This is a genomic window from Proteus mirabilis HI4320, assembly GCF_000069965.1.
GTDB lineage: Bacteria > Pseudomonadota > Gammaproteobacteria > Enterobacterales > Enterobacteriaceae > Proteus > Proteus mirabilis.
In genome coordinates this window covers 1904957-1928034 of sequence record NC_010554.1, presented here as the reverse complement: position 1 = coordinate 1928034, position 23078 = coordinate 1904957, and the positions used below count along the sequence as shown (strand labels likewise).

22 protein-coding genes are annotated in these 23078 nt (G+C 39.9%); 17 read left to right on the top strand and 5 right to left on the bottom strand.

The window, feature by feature from the left end; genetic code table 11:
- Window positions 1-12: 12 nt before the first annotated feature.
- Window positions 13-2052, bottom strand: coding sequence for a bifunctional tRNA (5-methylaminomethyl-2-thiouridine)(34)-methyltransferase MnmC2/FAD-dependent 5-carboxymethylaminomethyl-2-thiouridine(34) oxidoreductase MnmC1 (gene mnmC / locus PMI_RS08805; protein WP_012368111.1), 2040 nt, complete (start codon window positions 2050-2052; stop codon window positions 13-15).
- Window positions 2053-2256: 204 nt separating this feature from the next.
- Between mnmC and fabB the strand changes: the two genes are divergently transcribed.
- Complete coding sequence (gene fabB, locus PMI_RS08800) at window positions 2257-3468, top strand: beta-ketoacyl-ACP synthase I (protein WP_004243743.1); 1212 nt, start codon at window positions 2257-2259, stop codon at window positions 3466-3468.
- Window positions 3469-4036: 568 nt separating this feature from the next.
- Here fabB and PMI_RS08795 read toward each other — a convergent pair.
- Complete coding sequence (locus PMI_RS08795; RefSeq protein ID WP_004248401.1) at window positions 4037-4957, bottom strand: DMT family transporter; 921 nt, start codon at window positions 4955-4957, stop codon at window positions 4037-4039.
- Window positions 4958-5078: 121 nt separating this feature from the next.
- Between PMI_RS08795 and PMI_RS08790 the strand changes: the two genes are divergently transcribed.
- From PMI_RS08790 to PMI_RS08740, 11 genes are all read left to right on the top strand, one after another.
- Entirely contained in the window at window positions 5079-5864 is a 786-nt protein-coding gene (locus PMI_RS08790; protein WP_004248400.1) for an AraC family transcriptional regulator, read from the top strand.
- A 148-nt stretch (window positions 5865-6012) separates the two neighbouring features.
- Window positions 6013-7140, top strand: coding sequence for a 4-phosphoerythronate dehydrogenase PdxB (pdxB, locus tag PMI_RS08785; protein ID WP_004243739.1), 1128 nt, complete (start codon window positions 6013-6015; stop codon window positions 7138-7140).
- A gap of 44 nt (window positions 7141-7184) precedes the next feature.
- On the top strand, window positions 7185-8195 hold the full coding sequence (locus PMI_RS08780; RefSeq protein WP_004243737.1) for an aspartate-semialdehyde dehydrogenase: 1011 nt from the start codon (window positions 7185-7187) through the stop codon (window positions 8193-8195).
- The gene (gene truA, locus PMI_RS08775; protein WP_004243736.1) at window positions 8195-9064 is read left to right on the top strand and encodes a tRNA pseudouridine(38-40) synthase TruA; all 870 of its coding nucleotides are present in this window, start codon (window positions 8195-8197) and stop codon (window positions 9062-9064) included. The genes PMI_RS08780 and truA overlap by 1 nt, the downstream gene beginning before the upstream one ends.
- A 39-nt stretch (window positions 9065-9103) precedes the next feature.
- Window positions 9104-9805 carry a DedA family protein gene (locus PMI_RS08770; protein ID WP_004243735.1) on the top strand — a complete coding sequence of 234 codons (702 nt, stop codon included), beginning with the start codon at window positions 9104-9106 and terminating at the stop codon, window positions 9803-9805.
- Window positions 9806-10101: 296 nt separating this feature from the next.
- Window positions 10102-11064 (top strand): acetyl-CoA carboxylase, carboxyltransferase subunit beta, encoded by a 963-nt coding sequence (gene accD / locus PMI_RS08765; RefSeq protein ID WP_004243734.1) that lies wholly within the window; start codon window positions 10102-10104, stop codon window positions 11062-11064.
- On the top strand, window positions 11057-12355 hold the full coding sequence (gene folC, locus PMI_RS08760; RefSeq protein ID WP_012368109.1) for a bifunctional tetrahydrofolate synthase/dihydrofolate synthase: 1299 nt from the start codon (window positions 11057-11059) through the stop codon (window positions 12353-12355). The genes accD and folC overlap by 8 nt, the downstream gene beginning before the upstream one ends.
- Complete coding sequence (gene dedD / locus PMI_RS08755) at window positions 12345-12983, top strand: cell division protein DedD (RefSeq protein ID WP_004243732.1); 639 nt, start codon at window positions 12345-12347, stop codon at window positions 12981-12983. Before folC ends, dedD begins: the two co-directional genes overlap by 11 nt.
- Window positions 12984-13165: 182 nt before the next feature.
- Window positions 13166-13657, top strand: coding sequence for a colicin V production protein (cvpA, locus tag PMI_RS08750; RefSeq protein ID WP_004243731.1), 492 nt, complete (start codon window positions 13166-13168; stop codon window positions 13655-13657).
- Between the two features lie 30 nt (window positions 13658-13687).
- On the top strand, window positions 13688-15205 hold the full coding sequence (gene purF, locus PMI_RS08745; RefSeq protein WP_004243730.1) for an amidophosphoribosyltransferase: 1518 nt from the start codon (window positions 13688-13690) through the stop codon (window positions 15203-15205).
- A gap of 121 nt (window positions 15206-15326) precedes the next feature.
- Window positions 15327-15908 carry a UbiX family flavin prenyltransferase gene (locus tag PMI_RS08740; protein WP_004243729.1) on the top strand — a complete coding sequence of 194 codons (582 nt, stop codon included), beginning with the start codon at window positions 15327-15329 and terminating at the stop codon, window positions 15906-15908.
- 19 nt (window positions 15909-15927) lie between these two features.
- Here the strand turns inward: PMI_RS08740 and PMI_RS08735 are convergent, their stop codons facing one another.
- Window positions 15928-16833 carry a TIGR01777 family oxidoreductase gene (locus PMI_RS08735; protein ID WP_004250688.1) on the bottom strand — a complete coding sequence of 302 codons (906 nt, stop codon included), beginning with the start codon at window positions 16831-16833 and terminating at the stop codon, window positions 15928-15930.
- 64 nt (window positions 16834-16897) lie between these two features.
- Window positions 16898-17512 (bottom strand): glutathione binding-like protein, encoded by a 615-nt coding sequence (locus PMI_RS08730; protein WP_004243727.1) that lies wholly within the window; start codon window positions 17510-17512, stop codon window positions 16898-16900.
- Between the two features lie 195 nt (window positions 17513-17707).
- On the opposite strand from PMI_RS08730, the gene yfcD reads away from it, so the two are divergent.
- Window positions 17708-18250, top strand: a complete 543-nt coding sequence (gene yfcD, locus PMI_RS08725) for an NUDIX hydrolase YfcD (protein WP_004243726.1) — start codon at window positions 17708-17710, stop codon at window positions 18248-18250.
- Here the strand turns inward: yfcD and PMI_RS08720 are convergent.
- Complete coding sequence (locus PMI_RS08720) at window positions 18247-19293, bottom strand: LacI family DNA-binding transcriptional regulator (protein WP_004243725.1); 1047 nt, start codon at window positions 19291-19293, stop codon at window positions 18247-18249. The two genes, yfcD and PMI_RS08720, sit on opposite strands and share 4 nt — an antisense overlap.
- Before the next feature lie 226 nt (window positions 19294-19519).
- Here PMI_RS08720 and PMI_RS08715 point away from each other — a divergent pair, with 226 nt between their 5' ends.
- The 4 genes from PMI_RS08715 (at window position 19520) to alr (ending at window position 23027) form a co-directional block, all read left to right on the top strand.
- Window positions 19520-19963, top strand: coding sequence for a PTS sugar transporter subunit IIA (locus PMI_RS08715; protein ID WP_004243724.1), 444 nt, complete (start codon window positions 19520-19522; stop codon window positions 19961-19963).
- Window positions 19964-19992: 29 nt separating this feature from the next.
- Window positions 19993-20280: a PTS sugar transporter subunit IIB gene (locus tag PMI_RS08710; protein WP_012368108.1), complete on the top strand. Its 288-nt coding sequence runs from the start codon at window positions 19993-19995 to the stop codon at window positions 20278-20280.
- A 10-nt stretch (window positions 20281-20290) separates the two neighbouring features.
- The gene (ulaA, locus tag PMI_RS08705) at window positions 20291-21547 is read left to right on the top strand and encodes a PTS ascorbate transporter subunit IIC (RefSeq protein WP_004243721.1); all 1257 of its coding nucleotides are present in this window, start codon (window positions 20291-20293) and stop codon (window positions 21545-21547) included.
- Window positions 21548-21803: 256 nt separating this feature from the next.
- A complete protein-coding gene (gene alr / locus PMI_RS08700) occupies window positions 21804-23027 on the top strand; it encodes an alanine racemase (RefSeq protein WP_012368107.1) in 1224 nt (407 codons plus the stop codon).
- Window positions 23028-23078: the final 51 nt, after the last annotated feature.

Below are 23078 nucleotides of genomic sequence, written 5' to 3'. Positions count from 1 at the left end.
CAGTGACTGATCCTATGATTTTAATTCAATAGCTTTTCCGCGTAGTAATGGTCTTACCCAGAAACGATTTGGATGTAAGGCATTTAACACACTATCTTCTACAGGAAATGGCTCATCAAAGATTTGGCTTGCTAAGATCTCCGCAGATAAAGGTGCAGAGCATAAACCACGTGAACCTAATGCACTAATAATATAAAGCTGATGATAACTCGGTGCCAAAATAGGTGTTTGCTTTCTACGCTTAAATCGATCTAAATGCGTATAGGCGACAACTAATTTTTCAAAATCGGGTACTTCACCTAATAAAGGAAGGTGATCTCTTATTGTACAGCGGATCCCGACACGTGCATCGTTATCACTAAAATCTACCTGCTGTGCCCAAGGTGATTGTGCTAAACAGTGCGTGAGGTGCCATTGATTATTTTGTTGCTCTTCAATTGAAACATTTAAATCTAGTCGATCACGACGAAAGCTTGCCCCAACACAATGCAGATTATCTTGAGGATCAACCGGCGTAAAATAGCCATCATAGCAGAGCACCGCTTTTAATTGTGCGATATCAGGTGTCGTTGAAATATGGCTAACTTGACCCCTTACTGCACTGATAGGCAGTTTTTCACTTTGTATAAAATCAGTAATACGGTGCCCATTAGCTAAAATAACGCAATCATGTTGTGTTTTATACGTTGTTGCTTGGTGAGTCACCTCTAACAGCCAATGCTGTTGTTGTGAGGTTAATTGAGTGACTTGATGTTCAAAGAGTAGCTTGAGACCTTGTTGTTGTGCGTATTTTAATGCATTGGTGGTTAACTCTGTGGGAGAAAGCCAACCTGCTTGAGGATAAAAAAGACCATCTTGGTTGATGGCTAATCCACAAAGTGAATTCATTTCATCTTGATGAACATAATGAGCAAGTTGAGAAAAAGGTGTGGAATGCTCGATTATTCGCGCTATTTTTTTGCGTACTTTTTCATTATAGATAACTTGGGCAACACCAGACCATTGATGTGAAAAGTTTACGCCTTTATGGTTTAACTCATCATAATAACGGCGGGCATATAAAAAAGCGCTAGTGAAAAAGTGTTCTAACTCATCAGATTTGCCATTAAGTAATGGGTATAACACACCTTGCCGATTGCCTGAGGCATTTGCCGCAGGATGTGTATCTTCACAATAGAGCGTGACTTTGGCGCCTCTTTTTAAGCAGGCGAGTGCAGTTAATGTACTGGCGATCCCCCCACCGATAATAGCGATATCTTTTCTTTGTGTAGCACAAGGTCTGGCATAGTAGGGAACAAATGCATTGGCAGGAGGATGGGGAAATACCCCTGTTAACATTTCTCTTTTTTGACCAAAGCCTTTTATTTTCTTTATTTCAAAACCAACATGTTGCAATCCTCGTTTTACTATCCCAGCTGCGGTAAAGGTGGCAAAAGTGCCATTTTCACGCATCGAGTCTGCCATTGCTTGAAATAATGTTTCACTCCACATTTGTGGGTTTTTACTTGGTGCAAAGCCGTCAAGAAACCACGCATCAACTTTATTATGTAAAGCTTGGCGAGTTTGTGGCAGTAATGTATTGATATCACCGAACCATAAATCAAGCGTTATCGCGCCATTAGCAAGAATAAGACGATGACAACCGGCAATAGGTAAAGGCCACTGTGCACAAAGCGCTGTTGAATATTGTGCTAGTTCTGGCCAATGGCTATGGGCTGTTTGCAAATCAGCTTTAGTCAGAGGAAATTTTTCAAAACTGACATAATGTAAACGCTTTAATGGCGCATCAGGTGAGTGATGACGAAATTGCTCGAAGGCTTGCCACAGTGTTAAAAAGTTTAATCCTGTGCCAAATCCGGTTTCTGCTATAACACACTCAGAGCGTACATGTGTACCAAAACGAGATGGAAAATGATTTCCATGTAGGAATACATGTCGAGTTTCTTCAAGACCATCTTGGTTGGAAAAATAGATATCATCAAACTGTTTTGAAATCGGAGTACCAAGTTCATTCCAACTTAAAGAGGCGGTATTTATAGCAGTGTTATTCACGGAACTACCTGTATTTTACCAAAAATAATGGGCTATCTTAACGCTGTTCTTAAGCATCTTCCACCTTTTGAGTACGCAGAGATTTTTCATATTATCTGCATTTTTGTAAAAAAGATCCTGATCGGACTTGTTCAGCGTACAAGTGTACGCTAAAGTGCTATTCAGAAATCCCGCAGCTACAACTATTATTGTAAAGAGGTATAAATGAAGCGCGCAGTGATCACGGGTCTGGGTATTGTTTCGAGCATTGGTAATAACCAGCAAGAAGTGCTGGACTCTTTAAAAGAAGGCCGTTCCGGGATAACTTTCTCAGAAGAATTTAAAGAGATGGGGCTACGTAGCCACATTTGGGGTAATGTTAAGCTTGATACTGAAGGTCTTATTGACCGTAAAATCCGCCGTTTTATGAGTGATGCATCGGTTTATGCCTATTTATCTATGCAACAAGCGATTGAAGATTCAGGTCTAACAGAAGATCAAGTTTCTAACATTCGTTCTGGTTTAGTTGTCGGCTCCGGTGGTGGTTCTCCTCGTAACCAAGTACAAGGTTCGGACGGCATGAGAGCTAAAGGTCTACGCGGTGTAGGTCCTTATATGGTAACTCGTGCAATGGCGTCTGGTGTATCAGCTTGTTTAGCTACACCGTTTAAAATTAAAGGTGTTAACTATTCAATTAGTTCAGCTTGCTCAACATCAGCACACTGTATTGGTCATGCGGTTGAATTAATTCAATTAGGTAAACAAGATGTGGTTTTCGCCGGTGGTGGTGAAGAGCTAAGTTGGGAGATGACCTGTGAGTTTGATGCTATGGGGGCACTTTCAACAAAATATAATGATACACCAGCCAAAGCTTCTCGTACCTATGATAAAAACCGTGATGGTTTCGTTATCGCTGGTGGTGGCGGTATTGTGGTTGTTGAAGAATTAGAGCACGCATTAGCACGTGGTGCGCATATCTACGCTGAAATTGTCGGCTATGGTGCAACATCTGATGGTGCTGACATGGTTGCTCCATCGGGAGAAGGTGCCGTACGTTGTATGCAAATGGCAATGCAAGGTATTGATCATGTTGATTATATCAATACTCATGGTACATCGACGCCTGTGGGTGATTTAAAAGAGCTTGAAGCGATTGCTGAAGTTTTTGGAACTAAAACACCGGCTATTTCTGCAACTAAGGCAATGACAGGTCACTCATTAGGGGCTGCAGGTGTTCATGAAGCCATTTACAGTCTACTGATGTTAGAGCATGGTTTTATCGCACCAAGTATTAATATTGAAGAGCTTGATGATAAAGCGGATGGTATGAATATCATTACCAAACCAACAGAGCAAAAACTAGATACAGTGATGTCAAATAGCTTTGGTTTCGGTGGCACTAATGCTTCACTTGTGATGAGTAAGTATAAGAAATAGTTAGTTATACTTAGATTTCCTTGTATAAATGATAAAGGCAGTTGCTTATAATAAGTGACTGCTTTTTTATTTTTTGTATAAATAAATTTGTTCTGCAAAATAAATAAAGATCCTTTTGGTTTTATAGAAAACTATGTTAAAAAAATGCTGTAAATATTATTAAAGCATAATCTTATTGATTGTCATTTTTTTATCATACAGATCCAATAGATAAAATAACTATCTAATTGTTTAAAATTAGTTGTTTTCACTATGATTTTAAATCAATCATTTAATTAAAAACTAATTTTATAGATTAAATCCTTTATTTTATAAATAGTTAACTTAATGAAAATATCGATAGCATTAAAAAGGTGAGGGGAAAAATTGATCTGGATTATTTTATATTAAATAAGCAGGAGATATTTAATATAAAAGTTGGTAATGTTTGCAACGGATACTTGTATTACTTTATATTTTATACTTTGATTTTCTTGCCTTGGTTTTTATTTATAAAAACTAGGGGAGCAAAGTGACCGGCTAATTGCTTAGCCGGTATTTTTTTATTTATAGTCTAGCTGACATTGACTCACATCTCCTGCTGACAATCTGCTTTTTTTGTGACAGATTGACGACGGAAATTCAGTGGTGCTCTTAGTTTTTGTACTAAGAATATCCCTAACAATATAACGCCTCCGCCAATAAAATGATAACTGTGCATCTCTTCACCTAACACTGCTACAGCGATCATTGCGGTAAATAGAGGAATTAAATTCATAAAGATAGAGGTTGTATTTGCACCTAATTTCATTACACCTAAGATCCACAGATAAGGCGCTAAAATAGAGGCGCCAACCCCTGCAAAAATAACTAATCCAACATTATCTTTTGTTAATGCAATACTTTCTGCGGTAAGAAAATTAGGTATTAGTAATAAAACACCAAAACCTATTTGTACATATAGAGACTGCCAATTAGGTAAAGGAATTGACCAACGTTTGGTAAGTACTCCGTAAAATGCATAGGCAGTTGATGCGATAAACATCATTAATTCACCACGTCCTAAACCTTGAGAAAGGAGTTGTGAAGGATCACCGTGGCTGACTAACCAGACAAGCCCACTAATAGATAAAATAGTTCCGAGTGCAATCCCTACAGTAGGCACGACACGCAGTACAAAAATACTAATAATAACGGTTAATAATGGAATAAGTGAATTCAATATTCCCATAAAGGTTGCTGTCACATAATAAGCCGCATAGTAAGCTAAACTTTGATATAACCCCATACCTAATGCGCCGAGAATAAATAATTTCCACCAATATTGTTTTACGGTTTTACGATGATGCCAAACAGGGACTAACAGAAACGGCGTCATCAGTAAAAATGCTAAGAACCAGCGATAAAATGAGATAGCGGCTGGATCTATCACAGATGTTGCCGCTTTATTGACAACCGCATTAATTGACCAAATAAGTACCGCTAACAGCGGGAAGATTACACTTTTCATTATTCTCACATCTATTTTTAAACCAGATGGCTATTGTAAGCCTGTCTGATTAGATATATATAATGAAAAGCAGACAACCGATAGGCCAATAAAGACAAAACGATAAAAGAGCAACATTAAGATGACAATTGAACAACAAAAAGAGATGCAGTGGTTACTCTCTGATCCAGATACGGTCCGTTTTCGTGATGAGCAATTGCTTGCAGAAACTGAATTTCGTTATCATCAACATGAGTTTGGTCAATTGCTTTATGTGATCTCTGGAGTAATGGATTTAGAAGCTGGCGGGCAACGTTTTTTAGCGCCACCTGAATTTAGTGTATGGATCCCTGAAAAAGTAGGGCACGCAAGTTACAATAAAAAAACCTTATCTTTTAAGGTGCTAGATATTGCACCCAGTTGGTGTGAAGGTTTATTGGATAAACCCTGTCTTATTCAACTAAGTCCTATTTTTTCGACGATTTTTGCCGATTTCTTCCGTCGTGGCGTTTGTAAACCGCAAACAAAAGAAGATCTACGTTTATCTCAAGTGTTAATAGACCAACTAAAAGTATCTCCTATTCACCATACCTATTTACCTTCCTCAAAAGATAAGCTGTTAGCACCCGTTTTGGCAGCATTAGAGCAAAATCCTGCTGATAATACCTCATTAGAATTATGGGCAAAAAAACGTTATACCTCAGAAAGAACCTTATCACGTCGTTGTCAGCAAGAGTTAGGCATGTCTTTTAGTGAATGGCGTAAGCGATTACGTTTTTTACATGCTATCTCTTTGTTAGAACAAGGAAAAAGTGTTAATGATGTGGCCTTTGATGTTGGATATAGCTCATCATCCTCATTTATTGCCATGTTTCAGCAATTTGCTGGAACAACACCAGAAAGATTTCGTCGCTTACCCAATGGTTAAGGTTTCTTTTCATATATTTACTTAAAATAGCGTCAGTTTTTATCGTCAATAATAGGCTTTACTTGGAATAAGTGGCAAAATAGACCGCTTAATTTTATTTTTGATCCTTTGTTTACACACATAAAAAACAAATCAGTGAGATAACACCGTGAAAATTCTGGTTGATGAAAACATGCCTTATGCGCAGCAGCTTTTTTGCCAATTAGGCGAAGTAAAAGCTGTACCGGGTCGCCCTTTACCTATTGAAGAGCTTGATGATACTGATGCATTGATGGTGAGATCGATTACTAAAGTCAATGCATCACTATTAGCGGGCAAACCGGTAAAATTTGTCGGCACCGCAACGGCAGGTTTTGATCATGTTGATACAGCATGGCTAGAGCAACAAAAAATAGCGTTTTCATCTGCGCCAGGTTGTAATGCGATCGCTGTTGTTGAATATGTCTTCTCTGCGTTGATGGTGTTTGCTGAGCAAGAAGGATTTCAATTAACAGATAAAACCGTTGGCATTGTTGGCGTTGGCAATGTTGGAGGGAGACTGGCAAAACGCTTACGCGCATTAGGTGTGAATGTACTACTTTGTGATCCGCCTAGAGCTGACAGAGGGGATGATGAACAATTTCATTCTTTAGAAACGCTATTAAAGCAGGCAGATATCCTGACTTTCCATACACCGCTAAATAAATCGGGTCGTTATAACAGTTACCATTTAATTAATGAGAGCAACCTCGATATTTTACCTGAAGGTCGTATTTTAATTAATGCAAGCCGTGGCGAGGTTATTGATAATGCTGCATTATTATCAGCCTTAAACCAAGGTAAAAAGTTACGCGTTGTTCTAGATGTTTGGGAGCCAGAACCCGATCTTTCTCTTGAGTTATTAAATAAAGTTGATATCGCAACACCACATATTGCTGGCTATACCTTAGAAGGGAAGGCGAGAGGAACAACGCAGGTTTATGAGGCTTATTGTGATTTTATTGGTCAACCTCAACACGTTGAATTATCAACACTGTTACCAAAACCGTTGATCTCCACAATTTCTGTACAAGGTGAATTAACTCAAACATTACTCAAACAGCTTATTCATCTTGTCTATGATGTACGTCGTGATGATGCACCATTGCGCAAAGTTGCCGGTATCAAAGGGGAGTTTGATAAGCTACGTAAGTTTTACCCTGTCCGTCGTGAATGGTCTTCATTACAGGTGGTATGTGATAACCCGACAACGGCGAGCTTACTCAATGCTATTGGGTTTAATGCAACACATAAATAAGACGTGACATTATTTAAACATTTTACTGTATTGGAGGATATTTTATGGGAGAGGGTTGGAATATTGCGCTTGTGGGCGCAACAGGTGCTGTGGGTGAAGCTATTTTAGAGCTTCTGCAAGAGCGTGATTTTCCTATTGGCGAATTAACGGCGATCGCCAGTGAAGACAGTATTGGCAAAACTATCCGTGTAAAGGGTAAAAGTGTTGCAGTACAAGGTATTCATAATATCGAATGGGCGGATATTCAACTCGCTTTTTTTGCCGCGCCGGTTGAGATTAGTGCGCAATACGCACAACTTGCAGCAGATTCAGGTTGTATTGTTATTGATTGCAGTGGTTTATTTGCGATGGAGTGGGATGTACCTTTAGTTGTACCAGGGGTGAATACATCTATGCTGGCAGAGTATCGTAACCGCAATATTATCGCTATTGCTGATAGCATGGTAAGCCAACTGTTACGCGCTATCTATCCATTAACCGAAGCCGCAGGCTTAACTCGCTTGAATGTGACAAATTTGATGTCAGTATCTCGTTTTGGTAAACAAGCTGTTGATGAATTAGCGGGGCAAAGTGCGCGCTTACTGAACGGTGTTCCTCCAGAACTTGGTCGCTTTAATAAACAACTGGCATTTAATATTTTACCATTGTTAGTTGATAATGAAGGCTCTATTCAAGAAGAGCGCCAAATGGTTGATCAGATCCGTAAAATCTTGCAAGACGATGGACTACCTATCTCAGTAACCACATTACAAGCGCCTGTTTTCTATGGTCATGCACAATCTGTGCAGTTGGAAACATCACGTCCAATGGGAAGTGAAGAAGCACGGGAAACATTACAAGAACATGACTCCCTCAATATTAGTGATGAAAATGATTTTCCAACTCAAGTCACCGATGCCTCCGGTAATGTTAGCTTGAACTTAGGTTGCTTACGTAATGATTATGGTGTGCCTGAAGCGTTACAATTTTGGTCTGTTGCAGATAACGTGCGTTTTGGCGGAGCATTAATGGCTGTAGAAGTGGCTGAAAAATTAGTGCAGGAGCAGTTTTACTGATGAACGACCAAGAGAGTGCTGATGTGATAGCGCAGTCAATCAGTGAGCCTGCGATTGTGGCAGAAAGTACACCATTAAAGATAGCGCTAGGCATTGAATATGACGGTAGCCACTATTATGGCTGGCAACGTCAAAATGAGGTTCGTAGTGTCCAAGAAAGGTTAGAAAAAGCGTTATCTCAAGTAGCAAATGAGCCTATCTCTGTTTTTTGTGCCGGCAGAACTGATGCCGGAGTTCATGCAACCGGGCAGGTTGTGCACTTTGAGACAACGGCTCATCGCAAAGATGCGGCATGGACGATGGGGGTTAATACCCATTTACCTCAAGATATTGCCGTTCGTTGGGTAAAAACGGTAGCGAATGATTTTCATGCTCGATTTAGCGCAACCGCAAGACGTTATCGTTATGTGATTTTTAATCATCGCTATCGTCCTGCAATTTTATCCTCAGGGGTAACGCATTTCCATTACCCTCTAGATGCACAACGAATGCATCAAGCTGCCCAATGTTTATTGGGCGAGAATGATTTTACCTCGTTTAGAGCCGTACAATGCCAATCTAGAACACCTTGGCGTAATGTGATGCATGTGAATGTTTCACGCTATGGTGATTATGTGGTGGTAGATATAAAAGCCAATGCTTTTGTCCATCATATGGTAAGAAATATTGTGGGGAGTCTATTGGAAATTGGCTGTGGTAATCAGGCTATTACTTGGATGGCTGAATTATTAGCCTTAAAAGATAGGACTAAAGCAGCAGCAACTGCAAAAGCAAATGGTTTATATCTTGTTTCGGTTGATTACCCTGAACGTTTCGAACTTCCTAAACCTGCAATGGGGCCGCTATTTTTAGCAGATAACCCATTTTAAATACTTTAAACATAAAATTACCCCGTTTTCTGAGGATTTATGGAATTATTAACGCAATTTGCTGATTTAATAAAATTTCTAATTGATTTTATTTTACACATTGATGTCCATTTAGCCGAGTTAGTCGCTCAATATGGTACATGGGTATATGCCATTCTATTTTTAATTATTTTTTGTGAAACGGGGCTTGTTGTCACACCATTCTTACCGGGCGATTCGTTACTGTTTGTTGCGGGGGCTTTATCTGCGTTAGATACCAATGATGTTAATGTTCACCTAATGGTTCTCTTACTGCTTTTCGCTGCGATTTTAGGTGATGCGGTTAACTATTCTATTGGGCGCATTTTTGGTGAAAAACTCTTTAGTAATCCCAATTCACGTATCTTTAAACGAGAATACTTAGATAAAACCCATGCTTTCTATGAAAAACATGGTGGTAAAGCGATAATTTTGGCAAGATTTGTGCCGATTGTCCGAACTTTCGCGCCATTCGTTGCAGGAATGGGCAAAATGTCATATCGTCATTTTGCTTTTTATAATGTTACGGGTGCCATTGCATGGGTACTGCTATTTACTTATGCTGGATACTTTTTTGGTGACTTAGATATTGTTCAAAAGAACTTAAAATTGCTAATTGTTGCCATTATTGTTATTTCTATTTTACCAGGTGTTATCGAAGTGATACGCCATCGTAGAGCGAGTGCAAAGGCCAAAAAAGAGAGTGATAACCAAGAGGTTTGAGCAGTTATCATTAGCTTTTGCCGTAGAATAGCAATAATAAAGAGATGCGCTGAAATTCAGTAAGCGGTATCATCATAAACTTTGCTAACCACATAGCCAGTATATTGTGAGTTAACATGTTCACAATAATCTGCTCTAAATAATTAGGGTTGTAGCTAGGCGATAAGTGAATGCAGCACGAAAAGCACACCGACAAAGTAGGTGACTTGTGCAATTAAACGCAGTCAACATGCTGCAACTTAAAATATGACGAGTATAAACTGGCGAAGGTCAGATTCAGACGAAAAGGTCCGTTAATGAGCTGGATTGAAAAAATTCTTAATAAAAGCAATATCACGAGTTCACGTAAAGCCAATATCCCAGAAGGGGTTTGGACAAAATGTGATAGCTGTGGGCAAGTACTTTACCGCGCAGAATTAGAGCGTAATTTAGAAGTGTGCCCCAAATGTGATCATCACATGCGTATTTCAGCACGCCGTCGCTTAGAAACTTTTCTTGATACAGGAAGCACGACTGAGCTGGGCAGTGAGTTAGAGCCTAAAGATATTCTGAAATTCCGCGACTCTAAAAAATATAAAGACAGAATTGCTGCGGCTCAGAAACAAACCCATGAAAAAGATGCCCTAGTGGTGATGAAAGGTACGTTAAAAGAAATGCCTGTTGTGGCCGCATCTTTTGAATTTGCATTTATGGGCGGCTCTATGGCGTCGGTTGTGGGTGCGCGTTTTGTTCGTGCGGTTGAACAAGCATTAGAAGATAATTGTCCACTGATTTGCTTCTCTGCAAGTGGTGGTGCACGTATGCAAGAAGCATTGATGTCATTAATGCAAATGGCAAAAACCAGTGCCGCATTAGCTAAAATGCAAGAGCGTGGTTTACCTTATATCTCAGTGATGACCGATCCTACTATGGGTGGGGTTTCTGCAAGTTTAGCAATGTTAGGCGATATTAATGTTGCTGAGCCGAAAGCCTTGATTGGTTTTGCCGGTCCACGTGTTATTGAACAAACTGTACGTGAGAAATTACCCGCGGGTTTCCAACGTAGTGAATTCCTGCTAGAAAAAGGGGCGATAGATATGATAGTTCGCCGTCCTGAAATGCGTGATGAGCTAGCTGAATTACTGGCTAAGCTGACTCAGTATGATTTAGCGAAAGACGAAGATGAACTGCTAGGCGAAGAAATGATCGCTGATGACATCGAATCTTCTGACAATGAGCCAGAAATTAACATCGAAACGAATAAAAAAGAAGATGTCTAATATCATAACTGCTCCTCAAGCCACATCGCCTTTGTCGGTGTGGCTTTCTTATCTTGAACACTTACACTCAAGTGCTATTGATATGGGACTTGAGCGCGTGGGCAAGGTAGGTCAATTACTGAATGTATTACGTCCTGCCCCTAAAGTTATCACTGTATCGGGTACTAATGGTAAAGGAACCACTTGCCATATGCTCGAGTCAATTTTGATGGCTTCAGGATTGAAAGTGGGGGTTTATAGTTCACCTCATCTTGTCCGTTATACCGAGCGTGTTCGCATTCAAGGTAAAGAGCTTTCACCAGCTGAGTTTTGTCAAGTATTTGCTGAAATAGAGCAAACCAGAGGCGATATTTCGCTGACTTTTTTTGAATACGGCACACTCGCCGCATTGAAACTATTTCAACAAGCTCAGCTTGATGTGGTTATTCTTGAAGTTGGGTTAGGGGGGCGTTTAGACGCGACCAATATTGTTGATGCCGATATTGCAGCTATCACCAGTATTGCCCTTGATCATACCGATTGGTTAGGGGCTGATAGAGAGCATATTGGTCATGAAAAAGCCGGTATCTTCCGTAAAAATCACTATGCTGTTGTAGGCGAGCCAGATATGCCACTGTCTATTGCACAAGTCGCGCAACAGAAACAGGCTAAATTATTTCGTCGTGGTGTTGATTGGTCATTTTCTATTGATGGTGATCACTGGCATTGGCGTAGTGCAGATAAGCAGTTTGAAAAACTTCCCATCCCTAATATTCCCTTAGCCAACGCAGGTACGGCAATGGCAGTAATACGCTGCTTATTGAAAAGCGACGATAAAGTGAGCCAAGGGATCACCCATCAAAGTATTGTTGAGGGAATGAGTAAAGCTCAGTTGCCGGGACGTTTTCAGATAATTTCGCAGCATCCATTAGTTATTTTTGATGTTGCTCATAATCCGCATGCTGCTGGATATTTAGCCGAAAAACTGGCGCAATTACCGCGTTATTCTGATACCAAAGTGCGCATTGTTGTTGGTATGCTGGGTGATAAAGATATTGCGGGTACATTAGCGTGTTTATCCCCTCAAGCCGATCAGTGGTATGTTGCACCATTGAATGAGTTTCGTGGCGCATCAGCTCAGGTATTAGCTCAGCACCTCGACTATCCGGCAGTATTTGATAGTGTCGAGCAAGCATGGCAACAAGCAATATCTGAGGCGCAAAAAAATGATATTGTGGTTGTATGTGGATCATTCCATACCGTTGCTCATGTAATGGAACTATTGGAAAAGGAGAGTGCGAGTGGCAAGTAAATTTCAAAATCGCTTAGTCGGAGCCGTTGTTCTTGTGGCGGTAGGGGTTATTTTTCTTCCTACATTATTTGACGGCGATAAGAAATATAACGAAGACCAATTTGCCTCTATTCCTTTAGTCCCCAAACCCGGTGATGAGCAAGATATTGAATCAATAGCGCCGATTGAGCAAACCACGACACCGTCAACGCCATCAGAGGGTGCTTCTGAGGCGATGATCTCTGAAGCGGTAACGGGGGTTGAACAGCCTCAAGTTTCTACTCCTGAAGTATCGGAGCCTCAAGTAGCGCCATCAACCCCGGTTGTTGAGCCACCTAAAGTGGTTAATCCGCCTGTAGAGCCACCAACTACTCCGCCACCGGCGGTATCAGAAACAACCGCGCCGAAAGGTGAGGCTTGGGTTGTGCAGTTAGGTGCCTTGAAAAATGCGGCGAAAGTTGAAGAAATTATTGCAAAAATGCACCTCTCCGGTTATCCAGTATATACCGTGCCTGCTCGCCCTGTTTCAGGAAAAGTGACACGTATCTATATTGGGCCTAATGCCTCAAAAGCAGAGTTACAGGCGATGTTACCTCGCCTTAAAGAGCTAACAGGCCTGCAAGGTGAAGTAAGAGCCTATAAACCATAACTATGTTGATGAGACATCAGATGAGTGAAGTAACAAGGTGTTAACTTATTGCGGCGATTATGATTTTTCATGTCGCCGTAAATTATTTTAAAATTATCGAAAATTAGCGTTACGCAAACGTTTTCGTTTTCTGTTAGAATGCTACCGTATTAATGCGGGGCATCGTTATTGGATAGAGATTTATGGTCTGGATAGATTACGCCATTATTGCCATTATCGGTTTTTCTGCATTAGTTAGCCTGATCCGTGGCTTTGTTCGTGAAGCATTATCACTTATCACCTGGGGTTGTGGTTTTTTTGTTGCAAGTCAGTTTTATCCTTATCTAGCCGTCTATTTTACTCGGTTTGAAGATGAGCTGGTTCGTAACGGGATTGCGATTGTCACACTGTTTATTGCAACGCTAATTGTCGGTGCGGTGATTAATTATGTGATTAGCTCTCTTGTTCAACGCACAGGGTTATCAGGTACAGATCGTGTGTTGGGGATCTGTTTCGGGGCTTTAAGAGGTGTGCTGATTGTATCAGCGTTACTTTTTGTCTTGGGTGCTTTTACTCCTATGGCAGACAGTGCCGATTGGCAACGTTCTGAGCTTATTCCTCAATTCAACCATATTATTAGGTGGTTCTTTGACTACCTACAAAATGCGTCAAGTTTCGTGTCGGAGAAAATGTAACCTCTCCGTCTGGCTGATGAGGATCTTTTCATGTGCGGTATTGTCGGTATCGCTGGAGTTAATCCAGTAAACCAATCGATTTATGATGCGTTAACGGTGTTACAACACCGAGGTCAAGATGCAGCAGGCATTGCAACAATTGATGAGAATAACGGTTTTCGTCTACGCAAAGCAAATGGGCTGGTGAAAGATGTCTTTGAAACGCGTCATATGTTGCGTTTAAAAGGAACTATCGGAATAGGACATGTACGTTATCCAACCGCGGGCAGTTCGAGTGCATCAGAAGCGCAACCTTTTTATGTTAACTCACCTTTTGGGATCACACTTGCACATAATGGTAATTTAACCAATGCGCATTTGTTGCGTCGTCAATTATTTGAAACTGCTCGTCGACATATCAATACCACCTCAGACTCCGAAATTTTACTCAATGTGCTAGCGTATGAATTAGATCGCTTCGATCATTTTCCGCTAGAGCCAGATAATATTTTTACCGCTGTTGCGGCTATGCATAAAAAATTACGTGGCGCTTATGCTTGCGTTGCTTTGATCATCGGCCACGGCTTATTAGCTTTTCGTGATCCTTATGGCATTCGTCCTTTAGTGTTAGGCAAACGTACTTTAGAAGATGGACGCAGTGAGTATATGGTTGCGTCTGAAAGTGTCGCTCTAGATACACTAGGATTTGAATTCTTGCGTGATGTAGCACCCGGTGAGGCTGTTTATATCACAGAGCAAGGACAACTGTTTACTCGTCAATGTGCTGAAAATCCGCAATTAGTGCCTTGTCTATTTGAGTATGTTTATTTTGCGCGTCCAGACTCTTTTATTGATAAAATTTCCGTATATAACGCCCGTCTACGTATGGGGCAAAAACTCGGCGCTAAAATTGCTAAAGAGTGGGAAGATTTACAAATAGATGTGGTGATCCCTATTCCTGAAACTTCTTGTGATATTGCATTAGAAATTGCCCACATCTTAAATAAACCTTATCGACAAGGTTTTGTGAAGAATCGTTATGTTGGACGTACTTTTATTATGCCCGGCCAGCAAGAGCGTCGCAAATCAGTACGTCGTAAACTAAATGCCAACCGTGCAGAATTTCGCGATAAAAACGTGTTACTTATCGATGACTCTATCGTACGTGGCACAACATCAGAGCAAATTGTTGAGTTAGCGAGAGAAGCGGGGGCTAAAAAAGTTTATTTTGCCTCAGCCGCTCCAGAAGTGCGTTTCCCTAATGTTTATGGTATTGATATGCCTAATGCCAATGAATTAATTGCTCATGGGCGTGAAGTGGATGAAATACGTAAACTGATTGGTGCTGATGGACTTATTTTTCAAGATCTCTCTGATTTAATTGCCGCTGTTCAAGAAGAAAATCCAGATATCAACCAATTCGAATGCTCTGTATTTGATGGTGTCTATATCACAAAAGATATTGATCAAGGCTATTTAGATTACCTTGAAAATTTACGTCGTGATGATGAACATAAAATTCGTGATCAACATGAAGCTGAGAACTTAGAAATCTATAACGAAGGCTAATTTTCCGTTAAAATAGCCACCTTTATCAAGCGTCGATGCTAGCGTAACACTACATCGGCGCTTGTTTTTTGAGGGTTAATCATCATAATGATTAACAAAGATATATATTCTGAGGATTATAATGAAAAAGCTGATTGTCGGGCTAACAGGTGCCAGTGGCGCAATTTATGGTATTCGTTTATTAGAAATACTTAAATCCGTGCCAACCGTAGAAACTCACTTGGTGATCAGTCAAGCGGCGCGTCGTACCATTTCATTAGAAACGGATTATTCTCTCAAAGATATTCATGCTTTAGCTGATATTATTTATGACGATCGAGATATAGGGGCGACTATCTCTTCAGGCTCGTTTCGGGTCAATGGTATGGTTATTTTACCTTGTTCGATTAAAAGCCTCTCCGGTATTGTACATAGCTATACTGATACGTTAGTGACACGTGCCGCTGATGTCGTGTTAAAAGAAGGACGTAAATTAGTGCTATGTGTACGCGAAACACCGTTACATTTAGGGCACTTACGTTTAATGACTCAAGCTGCTGAGCTTGGTGCCATCATTATGCCACCAGTACCTGCATTTTATTTTCAGCCTAAAACGATCGATGACATTGTTAATCAGACAGTAAATCGAGTGCTTGATCAATTTGACATTGACTTGCCGGATGATCTTTTTCAGCGTTGGCAAGGGGATAAACCTGCCCGTTGATCCCCTGTGTGACGAGTGACTATTTTTTATGGCGAATAATATCTTCTAAAGCGCCTTCCAGTTGTGGGTAACGAAAGCTGAATCCTGCATCGAGCAGTTTCTTAGGAAACGCTTGTTGCCCACCTAAAACTAATGTGGCACTTTCTCCCATCATTAATTTTAATATTGTGGCAGGAACCGTCATAAATGCAGGGCGTTTCAGTACGTGAGCTAAAGTCGTGGTAAATGCTTTATTTTGTACTGGATGAGGGGCTGTCAGATTAAAGGCGCCTTGGGTATTGTTATTATTAAGTAAAAATACGATGGCATTGACCATATCATCAATATGTATCCATGGCATATATTGCTTACCATTACCTAATTTTCCACCTAAACCTAATTTAAAAGGCGGGCTCATTTTAGGTAATGCCCCTCCTTTTGTAGAGAGTACAATACCAGTACGTAGCAAACACACCCGTGTTAATGGCGTTTGTGCATCGAGTGCAATATTTTCCCATTTGGCACAGAGTTGATGAGTAAATTCATCCTTAGGTGGCGTCTCTTCAGTGACATTATTTTCACCTTGATCACCATAAAAACCCACCGCAGAGCCAGAAATTAAAACACTAGGGGGAGAGTCGCTGGCTTTTATTAAATCCACCAGCTTTTGGGTTAATTTGCATCGACTATTAACTAACGTTTGTTTTTGCTCCGGTGTCCAGCGTTTGTCTGCAATTGGTTCTCCAGCAAGATTAATCACTGCATCAAATTGGTTTAAGTTTTCTTTATCATCTAAATGCGTCCAACACGCCATTTCATTACAGAAATGAGAGTAGACTTTCTGTGGCGAACGGGAAAGTACGGTAATATTATGTTTATCTAATGCGAGTTGGCAGATAAGTGCTCTGCCAATTAATCCGGTTCCACCTGTGATAAGTATATTCATCACCATCCTCCTGATTACTCTATCCTAATTAAGGTTGTATCATCCTGATAGGTGAGATTAGTCACTAACCAAACAGTTTTTTGGCTGCTGGACGTTGGCTTATTGTATTTAGCCATTTTTCTACCGCAGGATAATCTGCTAGATCAATATGATGTGTGTCATGGTAACGAGCCCAAGTATAGGTGGCTATATCAGCAATGCTATAATCGTTTCCACCAAGATAAGGAGATTGAGCGAGTCGGCTCTCTAACACCTGATATAAACGCTCGGTCTCTTTTGTATAACGATCGATTGCGTAAGGTACTTTTTCAGGGGCGTAACGCGTAAAGTGATGATTTTGTCCAAGCATAGGACCAAATCCCCCCACTTGCCAAAATAGCCACTGTAGTTGGGTCATTTTTTCTCGCAGATCATGGCTAAGTAATTTGCCACTTTTTTCTGCTAAATAGATAAGAATAGCACCTGATTCAAAAATAGAGAGTGGTTCACCACCGTCAGCGGGAGCATTATCGACAATAGCAGGAATTTTATTATTGGGTGAAATAGCTAAAAATTCGGGTTTAAATTGATCACCTTTGCCAATATCAACATGATGCAAAGTATAAGGCATGGCGACTTCTTCGAGGAAAAGCGTAATTTTTTGGCCATTCGGGGTGTTTGCATAATAAAGATCGATCATAAAACCTCCGCAATAAGGTGATATTCAATAGCGTATATTTTACAGTCTGCCTAGTAACATCATAAAAAGCAAAAAATCGCAAGATGAATAAAGCAAATTACCTATGATTATTATAGTGGTGAAATATGGTGATTTTGGTATATTCAGGATAAAAATTACGATCGTTTAGCATCGATTAAAAAAGGTTTGTTGAGGATGGAACAAGAAAATACGGCAGTGGTCGAGTGGGTTGATATTGTTGATGAAAAAAATGAAGTTGTTGCACAAGCAACACGTCAACAAATGCGAGCAGAAAACCTACGTCACCGAGCAACTTATATTGTCGTGCACGATGGCATGGGAAAAATTTTGGCACAACGCCGTACTGAAACAAAAGATTTCTATCCAGGTTGGTTAGATGCAACCGCGGGTGGTGTAGTACAACAAGGTGAAAATGCACTCGAAAGTGCACGTCGTGAAGCAGAAGAAGAGCTAGGTATTGCCGGGGTTCCTTTTGCCGAACATGGACAATTCTATTATGACGATGAGAGTTGCCGCGTTTGGGGAAGCTTATTTAGTTGTGTATCACATGGGCCATTTGCATTACAGCCAGAAGAAATCGAGGAAGTATGCTGGCTTACTCCCTTAGAAATCACTGAACGTTGTGATGAATTTACCCCTGATTCACTTAAAGCACTCTCTCTATGGTTAACGCGAAATAATAGTACTCGCTTGGACACAAAAGAAACCACTGACTAAGGGGTACTTTGTCCGAGTTCTAAACGATAAGCATAGTTGATAACGGTATTTTCAAACATAGCGTTATCAACCTCATCACGTAAATGTTGCAATAGTGCAATTAGGTGCTTACCTGCCTCTTTACCTATTTTATGGTAATTAAAATGTATAGATGTCAGGGAAGGTGCTATTTGGGCGCTATTTTCAGAGCCTTCTAAGCAGGCGATAGCGAGATCTTGGGGAATTTTAATTAATCTTCGTTGGCACTCAAACATCATTCCCAAAGCAATACTCTCATGGCTACAAATAACGGCATCTAGTTCGGGCTGACGTAATAAGATCTCTGTTAATGCTTGTCGACCATATGCCATAGAAGCGGGGTCGGGCGTAGTAACACTTTGCTCAGCATTTAAATAATTTTTTAATAAAGCACGCGACCAACCAGTAATTTGCTGGTGGTGTAAACGTTGTCCTTGTAGCGCACCAACATAGCCGACACAACGTTTACCTTGCTGAATTAAATAATGGGTTAAATCAAATGCCGCTTTTTCATAACCGCAATCAATACTTATTGCAGATTGCTCATTAGATTGACTCGCGACACTGACAACAGGCACATTGGCATTACTGATATGTAAGAACTGTACATCACTTAATTGGGAGCCAAAGGCAACTAATGCGGCAGGGTTACTCTGTAATAGCATATTAATTACATCAGTTGCTTTATGGAGCTGATATTCATAACATCCCACTAATATTTGATAATGATGACGGCTGAGGATCTGCTGCAATGATTGCATAAAATCAGCACTGGCTTTATCAGTAAAAGAGGGCAGTAGTACAGCAATAATATGGCTTTGAGCGGAAGCTAAGGCCCCTGCTGAGGCATTAGGGATATATCCCAACTCTGCCACTGCTTGGTTAACTTTTTCTCTTAATTTATCCGACACTAATTCAGGCGTACGCAATGCGCGAGATACGGTCATTGAACCGACTCCGGCATGTTTAGCAACTTCTTGTAAAGTGACGCGACCTGTATTTCGGCGTTTACGTGTTTTTATCATCGTGATCAGATTTATTCGGCTTTATTTTTAATTCGCAGATCCTACCTGAAATTTTCCCACTCTGCAGAAACAATACAGTGTCAATTGTTGCACTTATTCGCAATTAACATTTCATCAAAATAATAGCGCTATCACAATTACACATAATCTATCTAGATAGCGCTACCATTAGTGATTATTATCCTTAATACAGAGATCAAAAAAGCACCTTACTGAGGTTATAAATATGCTTAAAACATTATTAACACCGGATGTGGTACAAGTGATCCCACAAGTCAAAGATTGGCGTGAAGCAATTAAAATCGCCTGTCAGCCATTAATTGACAAAGGTTGTATTGAGCCTCGTTATGTTGATGCGATTTATAAATCACACGAGCAAATAGGCCCTTACTATGTATTAGGACCAGGTATTGCTATGCCTCATGCACGTCCTGAAGAAGGGGTTAATCAGCTCTCTTTAGCATTAACTATCATCGAAAAAGGGGTGGAATTTGGTGCTGATGAAAATGATCCGGTGAAACTTTTAATTGTTTTAGCCGCAACAGATAACGATAGCCATATTAATGCCATTGTGAAATTAGCTGAACTTTTTGATAACCAAGATGATATAGACACTTTGTTGCAAGCAAAAAGTAAGGCAGAAGTATTGGCTGTTATTAATCACTATTAATTCAATTTTAAATAACCAAGGGGAATATGATGAAAATTACCGTTGTATGTGGAAATGGTTTAGGAAGTAGCTTAATGATGGAAATGAGCATCAAAAGTATTTTAAAAGATCTGGCCGTCAATGCTGATGTTGATCATGTCGATTTAGGTTCGGCAAAAGGGACACCGAGTGATATTTATGTGGGAACTCGTGATATTGCGGAACAACTTAATGCTCAAGCGGTTAATGGCAAAATTGTTTCTTTAGATAATATGATTGATAAAGTTGCGATGAAAGAGAAACTTTCGACCGCATTACGTGAATTAGGCGCGCTATAAGGAGCCTAGTATGGACTTTTTCCGCTTTCTAATGAGCGATGTGCTTTCAGAGCCTGCTATATTGGTGGGTTTAATCGCATTGATTGGTTTAATTGCTCAGAAAAAACCTGCGACAGAATGTATTAAGGGCACCGTTAAAACTATTATGGGTTTTGTTATTTTAGGTGCAGGGGCAGGTTTAGTCATTAACTCGCTTGGTGATTTCTCAACGATTTTCCAACATGCATTTGGCATTCAAGGTGTTGTACCTAATAACGAAGCCATTGTCTCTATTGCACAAAAAAGCTTTGGTAAAGAGATGGCACTGATTATGTTCTTTGCCATGTTAATCAATATATTAATTGCACGCTTAACACCGTGGAAATATATTTTCTTAACGGGTCACCACACTTTATTTATGTCGATGATGGTCGCGGTGATTTTGGCAACAGCGGGTTTAGAAGGGGCGGTATTAGTTGCAGTAGGTTCATTAGTTGTTGGGGTATCAATGGTATTTTTCCCAGCCATTGCACATCCTTATATGAAAAAGATCACCGGCTCTGATGATGTCGCATTAGGCCATTTCTCTACTATTTCCTATGTTGTATCTGGTTTTATTGGTAGTAAATTTGGCAATAAAGCGCATTCAACGGAAGAGATGAATGTACCTAAGAGTTTACTCTTTTTGCGTGATACGCCAGTTGCGATCGCTTTCACCATGGGCATAATTTTTATTATTACGTGTTTATTTGCCGGTGACACTTTTGTTCGTGAAGTTAGTGGTGGTAAAAACTGGTTTATGTTCTCCTTAATGCAATCCATCACCTTTGCGGCAGGTGTTTATATTATCCTACAAGGTGTACGTATGGTGATTGCAGAGATTGTTCCTGCATTTAAAGGCATTTCTGATAAGTTAGTCCCCAATGCAAAACCTGCGCTTGATTGTCCCGTGGTATTTCCTTATGCACCTAATGCCGTTTTAGTCGGTTTTCTGAGTAGTTTTGCAGCGGGTGTCATTGGCATGTTTATTCTTTATGCTTTAGATTGGACTGTCATTATACCTGGGGTGGTACCTCATTTCTTTGTGGGGGCAACTGCAGGCGTATTTGGTAACGCCACAGGGGGACGCCGAGGTGCTATTTTAGGTGCTTTTGCTCAAGGTTTATTGATTACTTTCTTACCCGTATTTTTATTACCTGTACTTGGTGATATTGGTATTGCCAATACCACATTTAGTGATGCAGACTTCGGTGTGATTGGTATTCTATTAGGGATTATTGTTCGTTAATATTACCGACGTTGATATTACTTATTAGTGGAATTTTAATAAATGCCCGACTTTTTAACCAGTCGGGCATTTTTTTGGTAGAAATAGTGTATTTAAATCCTCTCTCTTATTGGCATTTATGCAGAGATGAATTTTTATATTTATTATCTGAATAATAATGCTATTATCCTAAGTGAATATTCACTATGTGTATATTTTTGTGCCTAATTAATTATAAAAATAGGTTTAACATCATAATCACTAAGGAAGAAAGAAGATGTCTTTAGCTATTCGATATCTTGCGTTATTACCACTTTTCGTTATTACTGCTTGCCAACAGCCTGTAAATTATAATCCACCAGCAACTCAAGTGGCTCAAGCTCAGCCTGCTATTGTCAATAATTCATGGATTGAAATTTCACGAAGCGCACTCGACTTTAATGTAAAAAAAGTCCAATCATTATTAGGTAAGCAATCCTCTCTTTGTGCTGTGTTAAAAGGAGATGCTTATGGGCATGATTTATCGTTAGTTGCCCCAATTATGATAGAAAATAATGTGCAATGTATTGGTGTAACAAATAACCAAGAATTAAAAGAAGTACGTGATTTAGGATTTAAAGGCCGTTTAATGCGAGTGCGTAATGCGACAGAACAAGAAATGGCACAGGCAACCAACTATAACGTAGAAGAGTTAATTGGTGATCTTGATATGGCAAAAAGATTAGATGCTATTGCCAAGCAACAAAATAAAGTCATTCCTATTCATTTAGCATTAAATTCAGGTGGCATGTCTCGTAATGGTTTAGAGGTCGATAATAAATCTGGGCTTGAAAAAGCAAAACAAATTTCTCAATTAGCTAACCTAAAAGTGGTTGGTATTATGTCTCATTATCCCGAAGAAGATGTTAATAAAGTAAGGGAAGATCTGGCTCGTTTTAAGCAACAATCTCAGAAAGTGTTGGAGGTGATGGGATTAGAGCGTAACAATGTCACATTACATATGGCAAATACCTTTGCGACAATTACCGTGCCTGAGTCATGGCTGGATATGGTACGTGTGGGAGGTATTTTTTATGGTGATACCATTGCAAGTACAGACTATAAACGTGTGATGACCTTTAAATCCAACATTGCTTCAATCAATTATTATCCTAAAGGTAATACGGTTGGCTATGATCGTACTTACACATTAAAACGTGACTCAGTACTAGCTAATATTCCTGTAGGTTATGCAGATGGTTATCGTCGCGTTTTTAGTAATGCGGGGCATGCATTAATTGCTGGGCAACGCGTACCTGTTTTAGGAAAAACATCAATGAATACCGTTATGGTTGATATTACCAGTCTTAACAATATCAAACCAGGTGATGAAGTTGTATTTTTTGGCAAACAAGGTAATAGCGAAATTACCGCAGAAGAAATTGAAGATATCAGTGGTGCATTGTTTACCGAAATGTCAATTTTATGGGGAGCAACCAATCAACGGGTATTAGTTGATTAAGCTAGGTTGTGAGTGTTAGCAAATAATAAAAAGGCGATTGAAAATAACAAT